This is a genomic window from Nostoc sp., assembly GCF_036919575.1.
Lineage (GTDB): Bacteria > Cyanobacteriota > Cyanobacteriia > Cyanobacteriales > Nostocaceae > Nostoc.
Genome location: NZ_JBALBY010000082.1, coordinates 51,242 through 69,161, shown reverse-complemented (window position 1 = coordinate 69,161; position 17,920 = coordinate 51,242). Strand labels below are relative to the sequence as shown.

The following is a 17,920-nucleotide window of genomic DNA, read 5'->3' as shown; positions in this document are numbered from 1 at the left end:
ACATCAATGGCAATTTGGAAAATACAGTGAGGTAATGATTCATGTCCTTAGCAGCTGTAATGACTGCACCTAATCAATTAGTTGAAGTGCAACAATTACCAGACCCGATTCTGGAAAAGGGTGGAATCATTATTGAAACCTTATATAGTGAAGTTTGTGGAACTGATGTACATTTACTACGTGGGCATTTAGAGGGAGTACCATATCCAATCATTCCTGGACACTTCTCAGTCGGTGGTGTAGTAGAAACAGGTGGGCAGGTTACTGATGTCAATGGTAAATTAATTCAGCCTGGAGCGATCGCCACCTTTCTCGATGTCCACGAAACCTGTTACAACTGCTGGTATTGTCTAGTAGCCAAAGCATCCACTCGCTGTCCAAAACGTAAAGTTTATGGTGTCACCTACTCAGCGAAAGATGGGTTGTTGGGTGGTTGGTCTGAACTGATTTACCTCAAACCAGGGGTTAAAGTTTTAATCCTACCCGAAGAAGTCTCGCCAAAGCAATTCATTGCTGGGGGATGTGCTTTACCAACTGCACTACACGCTATTGATCGAGCGCAGATTCAAATTGGTGATGTTGTTGTGGTGCAGGGTTGCGGGCCTGTGGGTTTGAGTGTAGCAATTCTAGCTTTGCTATCAGGTGCGGGCAAAGTGATTGTCATTGATAAATATGAAAGCCGCTTAGTAGTTGCCAGATCCTTCGGTGTAGATGAAACTTTGGTAATTAAAGCTGATGATCCACGACAACATATTGAACGGGTTTTGGAATTGACGCACGGACACGGTGCTGATGTCACTATTGAAGCAACCGGTATTCCCATCGCTGTCAAAGAGGGCTTGAATATGACAAGAAATGCAGGTCGCTATGTTATTGTCGGGCATTACACAAACACGGGTGAGATTCTCATCAATCCACACTTAGAGATTAATCTAAAACATATTGATATTCGCGGAACTTGGGGAATCGATTTCAGCCATTTTTACAGAATGATTGAATTACTAAAACGTCATAGCGATTCCAGAAAAAATATTGCTTGGTCAAGCATAATTAGTCGTTCATACACACTACAAGAAATTAATCAAGCACTTGCGGATGTAGAGCAAGGCTTAGTATTAAAAGCAGTGATTCAGCCCAATATATCTTGATGCCAACAACATATTAAATAAGGAGAATATATGCTCGGAGATTTAAAAATTGCCTTTCTCGGTGGTGGCACGATGGGCGAAATGATAATTAGTAGATTGTTATCGACGAAAATTGTTCAAAAATCCGATCTAGTTATAGTCAGCGATCCAGTTTCTGCGCGATGCCTTCATTTAGAAAGAGAATATGGAGTACGTACTACAACCTCCAATCTAGAAGCTGTGCAAGGCGCATCTATTGTGATATTGGCAGTGAAGCCGCAGGTTTTAGCCTCTGTTATGGCTATGTTGAAGAATAAAATTTCACCTGATGTTTTAGTAATTAGTATTGTGGGTGGAGTAAATATTTCATCTCTGTGCCAAGGGTTGAATCATCCTGCTGTTGTCCGTACAATGCCGAATATTGCAGTACAAGTTGGTCATGGGACTACAGTGTGGAGCGCATCATCAAGTGTGACAGAGATACAGCGATCGCATACCCAAGTCATTTTACAAGCATTAGGTAAGGAATTTGCTACTCAAAATGAACATTACCTTGATATGGCAACGGCGTTGAGTAGCGCGGGGACTGGGTTTATATTTCTGTACATCGAAGCAATGATTGATGCTGGGGTTCAGATGGGTTTAACTCGCGCACAAGCCCAAGAACTAACATTGCATACTATTGCTGGCAGTGTAGAACTTATGTTTCAGACTGATGAACATCCAGCAGTCTTACGAAACAAGGTAACTAGCCCTGGGGGAGTGACTGCTGCTGGTCTTTACGAGTTAGAAAAAGGTGGTATGCGAACTGTCATTTCTAATGCAGTGCTTACTGCTTTGAGCCGCACTCAACAGTTAGGCAATATGATTTGAAAAATTAGTGGTGAATGGTATTCTTTATTCGGTAATTATTACTGATTATTCAAGACTAAAAACTATGAAATATAATTCTCAAAAATCTCAGTTGATTTTTCAAATATGACGACCCAAGTTGTTCAAGCTAAACCCTCAACAAATGCTTTTTCAAGTTTTATCCAATTCTGGGAAGATGTAAAAGCGATCGCTGGGCCTTACTGGTATCCAACAAAAGCAGGAGAAAGAGCATTTTCAGACGTTATTCGCGCCTGGGGAATGCTTATTCTCCTAATATTGCTAATCATCGCACTTGTAGCTGTAACTACTTTTAATAGTTTTATTTATCGCTATTTGATCGATGTGATCATTCAAGAAAAAGATTATTCTAAATTTACTTATAATATATCAATTTATGCTATTGGACTTGTTTTGATAACGCTTTTAGTAGGATTTACTAAATTTGTTAGAAAACAAATCGCTCTTGATTGGTATCAATGGCTGAATAATCACATTTTAAATAAATATTTGAACAAACGTGCTTATTATAAAATTAATTTTAAAGCTGATATTGATAACCCGGATCAACGTTTGTCTCAAGAAATTGAACCGATAACTAGTAGTGCCCTCAGCTTTTCAGCTACTTTTCTAGAAAAAATACTGGAAATGATAACTTTTTTAATAGTTGTCTGGACAATTTCCCAACAGATAGCTGTTGCTCTGCTTGTCTATACGATTATAGGCAACTTAATTGCTGCTTATTTAAATCAAGGATTGATTAAGATTAATCAGGCGGAACTTGAATCTAAAGCCGATTATGCTTATGCTCTAACTCATATTCGTAATCACGCTGAGTCCATAGCTTTTTTTCAAGGAGAAAAACAGGAACTGAATATAATTCAACGCCGATTTATTAATTTAATAAAAGATATTAAACACAAGATTGATTGGGAGAGAAGTAAGGAAATTTTTAACAGAGGATATCGGGCTGCTATCGAATTTATCACACTCATAGTACTCGCGCCTTTATATATTAGAGGTGAAATTGATTTCGGACAAGTTGGACAAGCTATTGCAGCTTGCTATATGTTTGCTGGTGCTTTAGAAGAATTAATCCGGGAATTTGGCGTTTCTGGGCGATTTTCTAGTTATGTTGAGCGTTTATCTGAGTTTTCAGATGCCTTAGAAGCAGTTATCAAACAACCAGAGAATGTCAGTACTATTAAAACAATAGAAGAAAACCATCTCGCTTTTGAGAATGTCACCTTACAAACGCCTAACTATGAGCAGGTAATCGTCGAAGACTTGTCATTGAACGTTCAGCCTGGAGAAGGTTTATTAATTGTGGGGCCGAGTGGTCGAGGTAAAAGTTCTCTGTTAAGAGCGATCGCTGGTTTGTGGAATGCGGGAACTGGTCGTTTAGTGCGTCCTCCCCTAAAAGAAGTATTATTCTTACCCCAACGGCCTTATATCATTTTAGGAACTTTGCGCGAACAGTTACTTTATCCTAATACGAATCGTCAAATGACCGACGCAGAACTCAAAGACGTTTTGCAACAAGTAAATTTGCAAAACTTGCTAAGTCGAGTTGAAGGCTTTGATACTGAAGTTCCTTGGGAAAATATATTATCCCTGGGAGAACAACAACGCCTTGCCTTTGCACGACTGTTAGTTACTCATCCTAACTTTACTATCTTAGATGAAGCAACAAGTGCCTTAGATTTAACAAATGAAGGAAGTTTATATCAACAGTTACAAGATACCAAAACAACGTTTATTAGTGTTGGACATAGAGAAAGTCTATTTAATTATCATCAATGGGTTTTAGAACTGGCACAAGATTATAGTTGGCAACTTGTACCTGTGCAGGATTATCGGTTGCAAAAAGCAAAAAAAATTGTCACTAATACTTCCGAAAATACTGAAATTACAATAGATAATTCATCTCAAGATAAATCCCAAAATGAGCCAGAAATTAGTACAAGCAAAAGGCTTTCTCATAAGGAAATGAATGCATTAACGTACTATTCCATTTCCACTATTAGAAGTAAGGCGAGCAAAGGGGAATCTATCACTACTAGGGACGGCTTAACCTATCGCTATGATAAAGATTCCAAAGTGTTGAAATGGGTGAGAGTTTAGCGGCTAGCATCCGTGAGGGGCTAAGATGAAGCAACTTTTGTCAAACATTTAAAATCCTCAAATTTTTTAATTAAATGATAATCGTGCGAGGTAAAGGGGAGAAAGCAAGTTCCCCTCCTCTTGTGGATTATCACGATCGCCAAACTTTTTGATGGCTTAAATATGAAATGAAAAAGTATTCTAACAATTTAATTTATAAGAAGTTATGAGTGAGAAATTTACCATGCTAAGAGCAACTAAGTGGCAAACCTTAAATGACTGTGAAATGAACCAGAAAAATTTCCAAGCATTGCTGAGAAATGATATTCCATCAATTCGTATTTCTCAATTTGCTTCATCTGAAGAATGTTACAAATTAACTCTGGCAATTGAAAAAGTTGGCTTTGATTTTTATAAAAATGTGGAACCCCCAATAGGAAGAATTGGAATTACCCAATTTGAACATAAAAATAGGGGTAAGTTGAGATACTTTGATGCGGTTAAAAAAGCCAAAAAAACTTATAATCAGGTGGCTTCCTTCTCTTTTGACCCGCTAAAACGTTTGGCAACAATTCTGCGTCAGAATGTATCAAGTCAAGTACAAATTGCTTACGAAAAGGAAGCCTGTGAGTATTATTTTGCCGGATTGATACGTCATATTAATGTTGCCTTACTACATATAGACTTTGCTCAATTAGATGCTCCAGATTGGGGAATAGGAAATATTACCTCACAGTTAGTATGGAATCTCTATGTAAAAGCGCCTAGTCAAGGAGGTGTCTGCAAAGTCTACAATCGACAGTGGCAGCCCGAAGATGAAAAATATAAAACTCCTGGTTCGTATGACTACGATTATTCCTTAATAGCTACCTCAGAAGTAAAACATAATATTCCACTCACAGGAGATTTGGTCATCTTTAACAGCCGTAATTTTCATGAAGTCTTACCAGGCATTGGAGAACGTATAACAATTAGCTCTTTTATTGGAAAAATGCCAGGAGGTGATTTAGTCTTTTGGTCGTAAAGGCAAATTAGAACCTATAAGTAAGTCGGTGCTAATATTTCCAGCTAATTTATATTTCTTCATATACATTGAATTTTTCTCACCGACTTACTTAAAAAATAAAAGTAGCGATTACTACCTTGATCCAAAGATAACTTCTAATAGTAATCTATGCCATTTATTTTGATTAGTTCAATCTTCTTTGATGTAGTGTAGGACTTGCTGCACTCAAAACACTCACATACTAAAATAAATGGAATCTTATTAGAGAATGTTCCTTGTTATTTAGATAATCATAGGACTTACGCAAAACCACACGCTGTAGGGGCAATTCATGAATTGCCCCTACCTGAAAATAAGGGTTTCGGCTATTGTTTGCATAAGTACAAAATAATATATAAGTATTTGAATTGACTACCTTATACATCAGTTTAACTTATGGTTGTATCAAGAAATATAGGATATTATGACTGAAAATTATCAAGAAAAACTGGTTTTCCAAGTTACTAACGAAGAAGTAATTTTACCTGAACCTGAAACAGATAAAATTATTTTTCAAGTTTCTGGTAAGCAGTATTTAAAATACATTCGTTGGAAACGAAAAATAGAAGAGCGTATAGCTATGCAGGAATTAGAAACAGGTAAAAGATTTTTTGACGGAGAAAAACTTAGTCAAAATCAATTGAGTAAACTTAGAAAGCAATTAGAAACTGGAAAAATAGAAGTGTACTATGGAGCGATAGAAGAAGGATATGTTTTTACCTTCTATCCTACTTCTATAGTCAATATCGTCAAAATCAAACATACTTTAACAGGAGACGAAATTGACATCACAGATTATGATAACTTGTAATAGCTTAATACAATTGCTAGAATATACTAGAACTTGAAATTTCGACTACTGTATGCCTTCATTCCAACTTAATGTCAGGATTTCCAAATCTCTGAATGATAAGCTTAATTAATGCTTACGTTCGTCGCACTAGTTAATCGAGAAATGAGGTAGTACTGAAAATAACTTACCTGTTGTAGTAAAAATGCTTTTAACCTAAGTATTAACTGGGTATTTAGATAGTTTATTTATTCATGATTTATTGTCTTTTTTTTAATAATCGTTATTAAAGTCAAGTAGAGAGATTTATCTATGTCCACAGTACTTACTTATCTTGAAGACACCTATAAATTCACTGATAAGGCTCATGTTGAGTATGTTACCAATGATGAACGGGGTTATTATTGTGTACTCGATAGCACTGTGTTTTATCCACAGGGTGGTGGTCAGCCCTCAGATATAGGCACTATTGAAGCAAAAGGAGTTCAGCTTCCAATCACTTTCGTAAGCTTTGTAGATGGAGATGTTCGTCATTATGGAGATTTTTCATCTGTATCCTTAGAAAAAGGCGAAGAGGTAACTTTATATGTTGATGAAGCCCGTCGTATGCAGAATACTAAGGCTCATACAGCTGGACATCTTATGTACACGATAGTCGAATCCCTTGATAAAAATCTAATCGCAGTTAAAGGGTATCATTTTCCAGATGGTTCCTATGTAGAGTTTCAAGGAAGCCCTTCGTTTGAAAATACGGAAACATTTATTGCTGAAGTTAATACAAAAATTAGTGAAGCTTTAAATGGAGTTAGCAGTGTAGAAGCTTCACTAATTACGCCTGAAGAATTAGCAGTACGTTGGTCTAATATCTCCAATAATTTACCTCCAGGAAAACCTTTGAGAGTAGTGACAATTGACAATCTTCATCCAACTCCATGTGGGGGGACTCATTTAAAATCACTTAATGAATTAAAAACTGTAGTAGTTACTAAAGCAAAACGTCAAAAAGGAAATCTCAAGGTCAGTTATAAATTTGAGTAAATTCAGGCTTTTTATTACGAGGTAACAATCGCATTTTCTTGATTTAGAATGGTTGCGTCATTATTTTAATTTATCAACCCATCTTTGCTAGCGAGACTTAGACTAGTTCCCGGTGTTAAACTGTAAAGTCATGGTTTTTACATCTATGTTTCCAGGTGCAAAATATGAGGTTCAGAATTTTTTTCATTTTTTAGTGCAAAACATAACTTACTTACTTTTTTATTAACTGTCTTAACTCTCTCAAGAATTTACTTAAATGTCTTAACTTTCCTTGATTTTTATTTTTAGGCAAGAGAAGATAAGCCTGCAAATAATATAGTGATTAGCTTTGGGACTATTTCTTCTTGGGCGATTGCTCTTTAGTTATCTTAAAAAAAACAAAAAATTTGCTTTCTTTAGAGTTTAATTTAAACGCAATTAAGAGGAAGTAATTGCAATGATTGAGAAAGCTCGGATATAGCATAAAAATTAGGAATCAGCTATTTTCTGAGAGTGATGAAACAGGGCGATCGCCATCAGACAATGGAAGGAAAGATAAGATACTTAAAACTTAAACAACAGTAAAAATGATGGAAATAATAGTTTAAATCACATCAAAATACTGTTGCGTTTAAATATAGTATCGCTTATCAAAGTACAAGTATCCCTATTTATGGGAATTGATTTGACTATGAGATATCAGGTTGGTGGTAGCCTGAAGTATGATGACTCTACATATATTGTCCGTCAAGCAGACGAACAACTTTATACTGGATTAAAAACAGGAGATTTTTGTTATGTCTTCAACTCCCACCAAACAGGTAAATCATCTCTACTACACCGGACTATTCATCGCTTAGAAAAAGAAAATTATATATGTGTTTATCTGAATTCAGTCCTATTAGGTAGAAATCAAATTACACCTATACAATGGTATAAGGGCATTATTGTCAGCTTGTTTCACAAATTAAATCTGACAGAGCGGGTCAACTTTGGGAGTTGGTGGGAGCAACAATCAGAGCTTGACCCTGTAGAAAAACTGTATCAATTTGTTGAACAGGTGTTGCTAAGAGAAGTTCAAAATAATCGCATTTTCATCTTTATCGATAATATTAATAGCCTGCTAAGTTTGAATTTTCCGGTCAACGATTTTTTTATCTGGATTCGTTACTGTTATGAACCACAAGCACACAACCCAAGTTTTCAACGCTTAGGTTTTGCTTTGTTTGGTGTAGCTAGTCCATCTAACCTAATTGTTGATCGACATCAAACTCCCTTTAACATTGGTCGAGCAATTAAATTATGTGACTTTCAATTACATGAAGCTATGCCCTTAGCTGAAGGTTTAGAAGAAGTAGTCAGCCAGCCACAGGCAATATTGCTGCATATTATTCATTGGACAAGAGGACAGCCGTTTCTCACGCAAAAGCTTTGTCAGTTAGTTGTGCAAATTGCCTTAGAAAGTTATAAAGGAACGATTACTATACCGAACGGTACTGAAGGATATTGGGTAGAACAATTGGTGCGATCGCGCATTATTCAACATTGGGAATTCCAAGATGAACCTGAACATCTCCGTACCATAAGAGATCGCTTACTTTTTGACGAACACAAAGCAGGAAAGTTATTAAACATTTATCAACAGGTGTTACAAGTAGACGAACTAAGGAATAGGAACCCGATAGATAACTTGATACCAGCCGATAATAGTGAAGAACAGACAGAACTGTTGCTATCTGGTTTGGTGGAAAATTATAACGGCTATCTGAGAGTTAAAAATCCGATTTACCGGAGTGTTTTTACTCCTCAATGGGTATCAAGACAGTTAGAAAATCTTCCCTTTTCTTGGTAGGAGCTAGTAATCAAAATACATCTGTTAGATAAGTTCTGCATTGCTTGTCTGATAAATAAGTATAAATTGTAACTAAATCGTACATCATCTACTCGTCTATCTTTGGGCTTTGCTTGTGCATAATTTCTGCCAAGTTTTTAACCAAGTCTTGATAAAAAGTAGTTCCACAAATATTAATACTCAGTATTTAAAGTTCTACTAAAGCGATGATATTTTTGTAACACTTGAACAAAAAGTCATAAATTATACAAATTAAAATATTACATTATTAGGAATTACGCATTGACAAAGTGGTAAAATAGTGTGTCAATAAAAAGTGTCATGTACTGAGCAGGTATCGGACAATCAGCAATCAGAAAAATGGTGTTTAATATCAAGCTAGTATAATGTAACTTAGTTTATTAGAGTTCCAATGGATTTTAGGAAAAGATCAAATAGCAGTGTATCAAAAATTGCTACATCAAATCATAGTTTCAGTATGTAAATAAAAATAAATGTTGCTTGTGACACTCATTTATAAAAAATACCTGGAGTACTAATGTATAAAACTAAACGTACACGAGGAGTTGTACTAACTTCCACAGGAATTAAACGGTTACAATCAGCAATTCTTTCTGTAGAGATAGTAGAAAATAAAGGCGAACACTTGAGTTTAGAAGAAATAAGCTCGCGCATTCATGTTTCTACTAGAACTTTGAGTAAATTATGGTCTTTAAGTGAAAGTGTTGATCAAAAAACTATAAAACTCTGCTTTAGCGCTTTTAATCTAGAATTACACAGCGAAGACTACACCATAGTCAACAAAGCAAATGAGACTGAAACATCTGAGTTATTGTCTATTGCAAATATAGCAGAAGATTTATCTCAACGTTCCGAATTAACCTCATTTGTCGAAGAACATGACACACAAACTGAACAGATAGAAAATCTTTGGTCATACCCGGATGGCCCCGTACCTTTAGATTCTCACTTTTATATTGAACGTCCTCCACTAGAGAGAAAGGTTTATCGAGAAGTAACTACTAGTGGCTGCGTGATTCGCCTTAGGTCTCCCAAACAGATGGGTAAAAGTTCTCTTGTGTTGCGGCTTTGTGCGTTTGCACAGAAACTTGGGTATCAGACTGTGAATCTGAATTGCTACCAATTCGATAGTGAGTGTCTAACTGATTTAAATAAACTGTTGCGTCGTCTTTGCTGGAAAATTGCAACTCAATTAGGTATTGACCCCAACCTCAAAGAAAAATGGAATGAAGAAATTGGCTACAACTTGAGTAGCGGCTTCTATTTAGAAAACTATTTGCTCGATCAATGTCAAAGCCCAGTGGTTTTAGTGTTGAATGAAGTTGACCGTTTTTTTGAATATCCTCACATTTGTCACGAGTTTTTTGCTTTGTTGCGGTCATGGTGTGAGGAAGCACGACACAATCCCAAGTGGCAAAAGCTGAGGTTAGTAATGGTTTACTCAACGGAAGAGTACATCTCTATGGATATTAACCTCTCTCCTTTTAATATTGGTCTACCTATTCGTCTGAACGATTTTACTCAACCACAAGTAGAAGATTTAGCTAGGCGGTATAGTTTAGACTCGTTTAAAGCTAAAGATTTTGCCAAATTAATGTCATTAGTAGGAGGACATCCAGCACTAATTCAGATTAGTTTGTACTATCTTAGGTCTCAAGAAATGACCCTGCAAGAAATAATAGATGAAGCGATGGCCAATGGTGGCATCTACCGCGATCATTTATGGCGACAGTTGATCAAACTGCAAGAAAATCCTAGACTTGCAAAGACTTATGTTGAAATTCTGGCAGCAAAGCAAGGTATTTCTGTTAATCCTATTGAGACTTACAAACTTGAAAGTTTGGGATTAATTCGCTTTGAGGGCGATCGCATCTTACCGCGTTGCGAACTCTACCGTGCCTATTTTGCAAAACAGCTATCGACAATTGTTTGATAGAGCAACAGTAAGGCACTCAATACCAAGTACCGCGTAGGCGCAGCCCGCCGTAGGCATCGCAGTTTTATTTCTTGCGCGGTATGTTTGTTGAAGGAGTTTTATTACCAAATATTGACACTGAACGTATTTTCATCTTTATTGATGAGATTGATAGCCTGCTGAGTTTAAGTTTCCCAATTAACGACTTTTTTGCCTGGATTCGTCAGTGCTATAATCTACGACCACAGAACTCAAACTTTGATCGCTTGGGATTTGCACTATTTGGTGTAGCTAGTCCCTCCGACTTGATTGCTGATAACCATTGTAGACACTAAAATCGTCGCTGCTGAGTATCCCTGTATATTTAGTCCCTAAAATTGTTTCTAATTCGGAACTTTTTCTTCTAGTTCTAAAATTCTGGAGTTCAGTTTCTCTATGGCGATCGCCTGCTCAACAATTATGTCCACCAGTTCTTCGGGAGCTAACAGGAGTTGGGTTTCACGCTCTAATTTCAGAAGCAGGTCTTTTCCCATAATTGTGATATTCCGCCTCAGATGTCACATTTGTCAATACCTCTTGACCTGAATCCTTACGAAACATAAAAACAACTGAAGATGGTTCGGTTGGAGGTACGCAAGACAAGCGCCAATTCATTGAGGAGCCGGATGACGCTAAAGTGTCACCTCCGGTTTTGAAGACGAGCGGTTCTCGTGAGGGAATCGCTTAGTTTAACGTTATCGCCCTGGTTTTGGGTGCTATTGTTGTCAATCGCTGGTTTTTGTCAAAGCGGGGTCTAGTTCTGGGCATCTTAACCGCCAGTACAGCCACGGGGCAACTAGTGTTTCTGCCCATGCTGGCCTCAGTAACCGATCGCTTTGGGTGGCGAACTGCGGCTCTGGCTCTTAGTGGTGCAGCACTTCTAATTATTCGGGCGATCGCAATCTTTATGCGCGATCGCCCGGCGGATGTCGGTCTGCGACCCTTTGGCGACAACAGCGAAACCGTGGAAGTATCACAGCCGAAAGTGAATTCCATCGCCTCGACTCTTAACGCCCTCTGGCTGGGAATGCATAACCGCGACTTCTGGCTGTTATTTGGTAGCTTTTTTATCTGTGGTGCCAGCACAAATGGGTTAATTGGAACTCATTTGATTCCTGCTTGTATTGACCACGGTATCCCTGAAGTCAAAGCTGCTGGTCTTTTGGCAATCATGGGACTATTCGATTTTTTTGGAACTACTATGTCTGGTTGGCTAAGCTGTTGCGTATTTAATTTGTATATTGGACGCGGGCTTTTCGGCCCGCACTACAATATTTTTGGGTTTTCGTGTTATACAATTTAGCTGCACATCAACTTATCTGACCGTTGGAACAATCGCTACTTATTATTTTTGTACTACGGACTGCGGGGTTTATCTTTGATTTTCTTGCCCTTCAGTTTCGACTTTTCCTTCTATGGACTTTCCATTTTCGCCGTCTTCTATGGACTTGATTGGATTGCCACCGTACCACCTACAGTACGTCTTGTTGCTAACATCTTCGGTAAAGAAAATGTCGGCGTGATGTTCGGTTGGATTGTCGCAGGACACCAGATTGGTGCAGCCACAGCAGCATTCGGAGCCGGAGTGTTGAGAACTTGGACGGGTAGTTATTTACAAGCGTTTATTTTATCAGGTATTCTCTGTCTGATTGCCGCAGTTTGTGTACTGCAAATTGGTCAAAGTCCCAATAATGGGAATTCACAGCTATCTTCAGTTACGCTCAATTCTTAATGTATTTACAGACCTAACAAGAACAGCCCGTTAAGAGCTAGCGTTGGGGAGTAAGATTCAAAGCCTCTCTCCTCTTAGGAGAGAGGTTTGGAGAGAGGTCAAAGTAAATGCCTTAACTGTTTATCCTAAGAAGGAGAATTAAATTTATGTCAACAACAGCTTTAATTGTCGGTGCAGGTAGTGGACTGAGCGCTTCTTTAGCTCGCCTATTTGCCAAAGAAGGATTCACCGTAGCTTTAGCGGCTCGCCAAATTGAAAAACTCACTCAATTGAGCAGTGAAATTGGCGCGGTTAGTTTCGCTGCTGATGTCTCAAAGCCAGATGAAGTAGAACAGTTATTTATTGATGTTGAAAATAAACTCGCTTCCCCGAATATTGTCGTTTACAATCCCAGTTTTCGGGTGCGGGGGCCACTTGTCGATCTAGACCCTGGTGAAGTGGCAAAAACCTTAGATATAACTGCTTATGGTGGCTTTCTCGTAGCCCAAGCTGCTACTAAAAGGTTTTTGCAACTTGGCGGCGGTGCTATATTTTTTACTGGAGCCTCGGCGAGTGTTAAGGGTTATCCTCTGTCTGCTCCCTTTGCAATGGGTAAATTTGCACTGCGCGGTTTGGCTCAGAGTATTGCAAGGGAATTAGCACCAAAGAATATCCATGTGGCACATTTCGTGATTGATGGTGCAATCCGTTCAGCAGTTCGCCAAGATCCAGCAGATAATCCTGATAGTACCCTTGACCCGGATGCGATCGCTCAAACTTATCTCAACATTCTCAGCCAACCCCGCAGTGCTTGGACATGGGAAGTAGAACTACGTCCGTGGGTAGAGAACTTCTAGCCTTGACAATTGTTACAAGAATACTTTTGCAGGTATGAAAATTGATTTTGGTGCAACTGCTAGTGATTATGCAAAACACCGCGCTGGCTTTCCCAGTTCATTATTTAACAAACTGTCTGAATATGGCATAGGTTTACCAGGGCAAAATATTGTTGACCTTGGAACAGGAACAGGAACACTAGCGCGGGGCTTTGCGGATAGAGGTGCTTATGTAATTGGCATCGACCCATCAGCATCACTTTTAGAACAAGCGAGACAGTTAAGTGAATTAGCCCAACTCAAAGTAGATTATCGAGTCGCAACTGCTGAGAATACTGAGTTACCAGATGCAAGTGCGGATGTTGTAACGGCTGGACAGTGTTGGCATTGGTTTGACCGTCCGCGTGTCGTCCAGGAAATTACTCGGATATTGAGAAGAAATGGCTTGCTTGCGATCGCTCATTTTGATTGGATACCCTTAAAAGGTAATGTAGTAGAAGCAACAGAACAACTAATCAAGGCTCATAATCCAGTGTGGAATCTAGACGGCGGGAATGGATTGCATCCCCTGTGGTTACAAGACATTGGCGAAGGCGGATTCCGAGAAATTCGCACATTTTCTTACGATGTATTTGTATCTTATACACATGAAGATTGGCGGGGGCGAATTCGTGCTAGTGCTGGCGTGGGAGCCAGTTTGACACCAGAAAAAGTAGAAGTATTTGACCAGGAATTAGCGACATTACTCGAAGCAAAATATCCCACACCAATTCTTCAGGTTCACCACAGAGTTTGGGCAGCGATCGCCAAATCACCGCAATCTAATTCGTAATTCGTAATAGAGCCTCCGGCACGCTACGCGAACGTAATTCGTAATTAAGTGGGAAAAATAACCATGATTGAACTTTACTATTGGGCAACTCCAAACGGTCATAAAATTACGATTTTCTTGGAAGAAGTCGGCTTACCATATACCATAATTCCGGTGAATATTGGGGCTGGGGATCAATTTAAGCCCGAATTTCTGAAGATTTCTCCTAACAATCGGATGCCTGCGATCGTTGACCACGATCCAGCAGGTGGAGGTACGCCGATTTCGGTCTTTGAGTCTGGTGCAATCTTGCTATATTTAGCAGAAAAAACCGGGAAATTAATCCCCCAAGATTTACGTAATCGCACTCAAGTTTTAGAATGGTTGTTCTGGCAAGTGGCAGGACTGGGGCCAATGGCGGGACAAAATCATCACTTTAGCACCTATGCTCCCGAAAAGATTGAATATGCCATTAACCGCTACGTGAATGAGACGGGACGCTTATATGCAGTGCTAAATAAGCAACTAGCAGATAAAGAATTTGTGGCTGGCGATTATTCCATCGCCGATATTGCAGCTTATCCCTGGATTGTACCCCATGAACTCCAAAGTCAGAATCTAGAAAATTTTCCTCACCTCAAGCGCTGGTTTGAGACAATTAAGGCTCGTCCGGCAACAATTCGCGCCTACGAGAAAGCAGAAGCATTCAAAACTCAAGCGCTTGATCAAGATAAGTTACGAGATTTGTTATTTAACCAGTCGGCGAAGACTATTCAGCCTTGAGCATCCTGGGCGGATGTTTTAAAAGTCAATCAGGTTCGGTTAACTTATATCTTGCACCAGGCGACTAGAAGTCGCACGCCAGTTGCTTCAAGTCGGCGGAGCCGCCCAACGCACTGGCTCGGCTACACGAGACTTTACCCACCTTTCCTGCGGAACGCCAAGGGCGAACGTGGGTTAAAAACCTTTGATTTTTTCTTAGCGGGACTTAAACATTTTTTCGGGATAAACAAGCCTGAAACCCGTGCAGGGTAAGGGAAATACACCAAATGCTCAAAAACGGCTCAAACCCAGATATATCAATCAACCAAGTAAAACGATGTCAAAGTCTCTCTGTATATAGATTTGAGACTTTTTTATGGGTGTTTTTTGTCTAAGTCCCATTAGTCCACGGAGGTGGACTTCGTTTGTATAGCCGCGATTTCTAATCGCCAGGACTAGGTGCAAGATGTGAGATAAAAAAATAGGAGAATTGCGTGGGCAGGTTAGCAACGAATATAGCAGGTAAGACACCTGTCTCATTAGGATTGTTGGGTGCTGCTGCCTTTATGGTAGTTGCCGATGCACGGGTGATTGACCCCCTACTGCACATCATTGCCGATGAGTTCAAAGTCGGCGTTGGTAGTGCTGCGGTGATTATCTCCGCATACACGATTCCCTATGGGCTATTTCAGTTAGTCTATGGGCCACTCGGCGATCGCATCGGCAAACTTAAAGTAATTACAATAGCGCTGGTAGCATTTGCTGTCGGTACTGCTGTTTGTGCCTTTGTGTCAAATATCGTCTTACTTACCTTGCTGCGGTTTCTCACAGGGATGGCTGCTGCTGGGGTCATCCCCATTACCCTAGCTTACATTGGTGACAATTTTCCTTATGAAGAACGCCAAGCTGCCATCGGCAAGTATTTAAGTGCGCTAGTGTTGGGTCAAATTCTCGGCGGTAGTTTGGGCGGAATCTTTGGAGAATATCTCAGCTGGCGTAATATCTTTCTGGTATTTGGCATCGTCTCCCTTACCATTGCTGGACTTTTATGGCGGGGGACGCGCCACCTTAGCGATAGTCAACGTCCCCAAAGTCGCGGAGGTGGCATCACATTTCGACCTTATTACCAACTATTGACCCAACCGATCGCCCGGACTGTGATTATGGCAGTGTTTGTGGAAGGCTTTTGCGTGTTTGGGGCATTTGCTTACGTCGGCGCATTTCTGCGCGATCGCTATACTCTAAGTTATGTAGCGATCGGGTTTATGCTCAGTGCTTTTGGATTGGGTGGACTGATTTACAGTCGTTCAGTTAAATGGTTAGTCAGGCGACTGGGTGAAATTGGTTTAATGGGCGTGGGAGGAGGCTTGATGTCTATCAGCTTCTTAGCGATCGCATTGTTCCAAAACTGGATACTTTTTATCCCCTTGAGTATTTTAATGGGATTGGGCTTTTATATGATGCACAGCACCCTTCAGACCCAAGCCACTGAGCTTTCCCCAGAAGCACGAGGTACTGCTGTTTCGCTGTTCGCCTTCAACCTGTTTGTGGGGCAGGGAATCGGCGCAGCAGTATTCGGTAGAATTGTGGATAACTTCGGCTACATTTATTGTTTTATTCTGGCTGGTGTAGCGATCGCTCTGCTTTCTGTTTGGCTAGTTAAGCAGAAGCAAAACAGCAATCAAAGCTAAGGAACGAGAAAAATAAATAAAATGCAAAAGTTTATCCTATATCTAGCTTCCCTCTCCTTTATAAGGAGAGGGATTGAGGGTGAGGTAAGCCAGGAACATTAATTGTATGTTATTTAATTTTTATTCCTAAGTACAGCATTTCCTTAATTTGTAGCAAATTAAATTTGGCAATACCCTGCAATGCTAATGCGTCGGCTTGTATTGTCAATGCGTTGGCTTGCAATGCCAATGCGTCGGCTTGCATTGTCAATGGGTCGGCTTGTATTGTCAATGGGTCGGCTTGTATTGTCAATGGGTCGGCTTGCATTGTTAATGCATCGGCTTGCAATGCCAATGCATCCCTTGGAATCTTAATCTGTTACCATGCATTAAAAACGCTACGTTTTTACGCAAAAATGTACTAAGAAGGATTGTTTGACCTTTGCCAATCCTGTTAAAATGCATCGATGTCAAAAAAGCAACATCTCATAAACAAAAAACCCGGTTGGTCTTTGGATGAGCGAGATCCAAAGTTCATAGAATCTCTGATGCCTCTGTTGGACTTTCTCTATCACTATTATTTTCGAGTTCAAACTAATGGCTGGGAAAATATTCCACCCCAAGAAAAAGTCCTCTTTGTCGGTTCGCATAATGGGGGACTCGCGGTTCCCGATATGACAATGATGATGTACGACTGGTTCCGACGATTTGGTGTAGAGCAACCCGTTTATGGTTTGATGCATCCCAAGGCTTGGCAGGTTAGCCCACCACTAGCGCAACTGGTCGTCAAGGCTGGAGCAATCATCGCTCATCCAAAAATGGCTTACACTGCCTTGCAATCTGGAGCTAGTGTGCTAGTTTATCCAGGGGGAGCCGAAGATGCCTTCCGACCGCATTATTTACGTAACAAAATTTACTTTGCGGGGCGGCAAGGATTTATCAAATTAGCGTTGCGGGAAAATGTGCCGATTGTGCCTGTGATTTCCTGGGGCGCTCACGATACGCTGATTGTGATCGCTGACTGCTACAAAATTGTGCAGCAACTCCACGAGTGGGGAATGCCTTGGCTGTTTGGGATTGATCCAAAAGTTTTTCCGATCTATCTTGGACTACCTTGGGGATTAGCAATAGGCCCGTTGCCCAACATTCCATTACCTGTGCCCATGTACACACGGGTTTGTCCGCCAATTGTATTTCAACGCTACGGCCCTGAAGCAGCCAGCGATCGCCACTATGTCAATGAATGTTATGAATTAGTTGTTAGTCAGATGCAGCAAGAGTTAGATCACCTAGTAAAGCTAACTCCTAAGTCCTAAAGCTATAAATCTTTAATTGTACAGACGCGATTAAT

17 protein-coding genes and 1 pseudogene are annotated in these 17,920 nt (G+C 39.8%); 16 read left to right on the top strand and 2 right to left on the bottom strand.

Going from position 1 to position 17,920, the window contains the following annotated elements; all coding sequences use genetic code 11:
* Positions 1-41: 41 nt before the first annotated feature.
* From V7K27_RS21350 to V7K27_RS21310, 9 genes and pseudogenes are all read left to right on the top strand, one after another.
* Positions 42-1,148 carry a zinc-binding dehydrogenase gene (locus V7K27_RS21350; protein ID WP_334950079.1) on the top strand — a complete coding sequence of 369 codons (1,107 nt, stop codon included), beginning with the start codon at positions 42-44 and terminating at the stop codon, positions 1,146-1,148.
* A gap of 30 nt (positions 1,149-1,178) precedes the next feature.
* Positions 1,179-2,000, top strand: a complete 822-nt coding sequence (gene proC, locus V7K27_RS21345; RefSeq protein WP_334950078.1) for a pyrroline-5-carboxylate reductase — start codon at positions 1,179-1,181, stop codon at positions 1,998-2,000.
* Positions 2,001-2,105: 105 nt separating this feature from the next.
* The gene (locus V7K27_RS21340) at positions 2,106-4,121 is read left to right on the top strand and encodes an ABC transporter ATP-binding protein/permease (protein WP_334950077.1); all 2,016 of its coding nucleotides are present in this window, start codon (positions 2,106-2,108) and stop codon (positions 4,119-4,121) included.
* Positions 4,122-4,326: 205 nt separating this feature from the next.
* Complete coding sequence (locus V7K27_RS21335) at positions 4,327-5,124, top strand: 2OG-Fe(II)-dependent halogenase WelO5 family protein (RefSeq protein ID WP_334950076.1); 798 nt, start codon at positions 4,327-4,329, stop codon at positions 5,122-5,124.
* 445 nt (positions 5,125-5,569) lie between these two features.
* Complete coding sequence (locus tag V7K27_RS21330; protein ID WP_334950075.1) at positions 5,570-5,956, top strand: hypothetical protein; 387 nt, start codon at positions 5,570-5,572, stop codon at positions 5,954-5,956.
* Between the two features lie 291 nt (positions 5,957-6,247).
* Complete coding sequence (locus V7K27_RS21325) at positions 6,248-6,973, top strand: alanine--tRNA ligase-related protein (protein ID WP_334950074.1); 726 nt, start codon at positions 6,248-6,250, stop codon at positions 6,971-6,973.
* A 670-nt stretch (positions 6,974-7,643) separates the two neighbouring features.
* On the top strand, positions 7,644-8,804 hold the full coding sequence (locus V7K27_RS21320) for an AAA-like domain-containing protein (RefSeq protein WP_334950073.1): 1,161 nt from the start codon (positions 7,644-7,646) through the stop codon (positions 8,802-8,804).
* A gap of 538 nt (positions 8,805-9,342) precedes the next feature.
* Complete coding sequence (locus V7K27_RS21315) at positions 9,343-10,758, top strand: AAA-like domain-containing protein (protein WP_334950072.1); 1,416 nt, start codon at positions 9,343-9,345, stop codon at positions 10,756-10,758.
* An 86-nt stretch (positions 10,759-10,844) separates the two neighbouring features.
* Positions 10,845-11,057, top strand: a pseudogene (locus V7K27_RS21310) (AAA-like domain-containing protein); the annotation flags it as partial.
* Between the two features lie 66 nt (positions 11,058-11,123).
* Here V7K27_RS21310 and V7K27_RS21305 read toward each other — a convergent pair.
* Positions 11,124-11,273 (bottom strand): hypothetical protein, encoded by a 150-nt coding sequence (locus V7K27_RS21305; protein ID WP_334950071.1) that lies wholly within the window; start codon positions 11,271-11,273, stop codon positions 11,124-11,126.
* 215 nt (positions 11,274-11,488) lie between these two features.
* Here V7K27_RS21305 and V7K27_RS21300 point away from each other — a divergent pair, with 215 nt between their 5' ends.
* The 6 genes from V7K27_RS21300 (at position 11,489) to V7K27_RS21275 (ending at position 16,590) form a co-directional block, all read left to right on the top strand.
* Positions 11,489-12,082 (top strand): MFS transporter, encoded by a 594-nt coding sequence (locus V7K27_RS21300; RefSeq protein WP_334950070.1) that lies wholly within the window; start codon positions 11,489-11,491, stop codon positions 12,080-12,082.
* Positions 12,083-12,511: an MFS transporter gene (locus V7K27_RS21295; protein WP_442947634.1), complete on the top strand. Its 429-nt coding sequence runs from the start codon at positions 12,083-12,085 to the stop codon at positions 12,509-12,511. It begins immediately after the preceding gene.
* 146 nt (positions 12,512-12,657) lie between these two features.
* Positions 12,658-13,347, top strand: coding sequence for an SDR family NAD(P)-dependent oxidoreductase (locus V7K27_RS21290; RefSeq protein ID WP_334950068.1), 690 nt, complete (start codon positions 12,658-12,660; stop codon positions 13,345-13,347).
* Positions 13,348-13,381: 34 nt separating this feature from the next.
* The gene (locus tag V7K27_RS21285) at positions 13,382-14,158 is read left to right on the top strand and encodes a class I SAM-dependent methyltransferase (RefSeq protein ID WP_334950067.1); all 777 of its coding nucleotides are present in this window, start codon (positions 13,382-13,384) and stop codon (positions 14,156-14,158) included.
* Between the two features lie 63 nt (positions 14,159-14,221).
* Positions 14,222-14,920, top strand: a complete 699-nt coding sequence (locus V7K27_RS21280) for a glutathione binding-like protein (RefSeq protein WP_334950066.1) — start codon at positions 14,222-14,224, stop codon at positions 14,918-14,920.
* A 473-nt stretch (positions 14,921-15,393) separates the two neighbouring features.
* Positions 15,394-16,590, top strand: coding sequence for an MFS transporter (locus V7K27_RS21275; RefSeq protein ID WP_334950065.1), 1,197 nt, complete (start codon positions 15,394-15,396; stop codon positions 16,588-16,590).
* Between the two features lie 109 nt (positions 16,591-16,699).
* On the opposite strand, the gene V7K27_RS21270 is transcribed toward V7K27_RS21275, so the two are convergent.
* The gene (locus V7K27_RS21270; protein ID WP_334950064.1) at positions 16,700-16,924 is read right to left on the bottom strand and encodes a hypothetical protein; all 225 of its coding nucleotides are present in this window, start codon (positions 16,922-16,924) and stop codon (positions 16,700-16,702) included.
* A gap of 112 nt (positions 16,925-17,036) precedes the next feature.
* Here V7K27_RS21270 and V7K27_RS21265 point away from each other — a divergent pair, with 112 nt between their 5' ends.
* Positions 17,037-17,885 carry a lysophospholipid acyltransferase family protein gene (locus V7K27_RS21265; protein ID WP_334950063.1) on the top strand — a complete coding sequence of 283 codons (849 nt, stop codon included), beginning with the start codon at positions 17,037-17,039 and terminating at the stop codon, positions 17,883-17,885.
* The last annotated feature ends 35 nt before the right edge of the window (positions 17,886-17,920 follow it).

What these genes read in the sequence shown, in the direction of transcription:
- V7K27_RS21325 (WP_334950074.1), top strand. Translation starts at nt 6,248, where the DNA reads ATGTCCACAGTACTTACTTATCTTGAAGACACCTATAAATTCACTGAT.
- V7K27_RS21290 (WP_334950068.1), top strand. Translation starts at nt 12,658, where the DNA reads ATGTCAACAACAGCTTTAATTGTCGGTGCAGGTAGTGGACTGAGCGCT.
- V7K27_RS21280 (WP_334950066.1), top strand. Translation starts at nt 14,222, where the DNA reads ATGATTGAACTTTACTATTGGGCAACTCCAAACGGTCATAAAATTACG.
- V7K27_RS21315 (WP_334950072.1), top strand. Translation starts at nt 9,343, where the DNA reads ATGTATAAAACTAAACGTACACGAGGAGTTGTACTAACTTCCACAGGA.
- V7K27_RS21305 (WP_334950071.1), bottom strand. Translation starts at nt 11,273, where the DNA reads ATGGGAAAAGACCTGCTTCTGAAATTAGAGCGTGAAACCCAACTCCTG.
- V7K27_RS21285 (WP_334950067.1), top strand. Translation starts at nt 13,382, where the DNA reads ATGAAAATTGATTTTGGTGCAACTGCTAGTGATTATGCAAAACACCGC.
- V7K27_RS21350 (WP_334950079.1), top strand. Translation starts at nt 42, where the DNA reads ATGTCCTTAGCAGCTGTAATGACTGCACCTAATCAATTAGTTGAAGTG.
- V7K27_RS21265 (WP_334950063.1), top strand. Translation starts at nt 17,037, where the DNA reads ATGTCAAAAAAGCAACATCTCATAAACAAAAAACCCGGTTGGTCTTTG.
- V7K27_RS21320 (WP_334950073.1), top strand. Translation starts at nt 7,644, where the DNA reads ATGAGATATCAGGTTGGTGGTAGCCTGAAGTATGATGACTCTACATAT.
- V7K27_RS21330 (WP_334950075.1), top strand. Translation starts at nt 5,570, where the DNA reads ATGACTGAAAATTATCAAGAAAAACTGGTTTTCCAAGTTACTAACGAA.
- proC (WP_334950078.1), top strand. Translation starts at nt 1,179, where the DNA reads ATGCTCGGAGATTTAAAAATTGCCTTTCTCGGTGGTGGCACGATGGGC.
- V7K27_RS21340 (WP_334950077.1), top strand. Translation starts at nt 2,106, where the DNA reads ATGACGACCCAAGTTGTTCAAGCTAAACCCTCAACAAATGCTTTTTCA.
- V7K27_RS21335 (WP_334950076.1), top strand. Translation starts at nt 4,327, where the DNA reads ATGAGTGAGAAATTTACCATGCTAAGAGCAACTAAGTGGCAAACCTTA.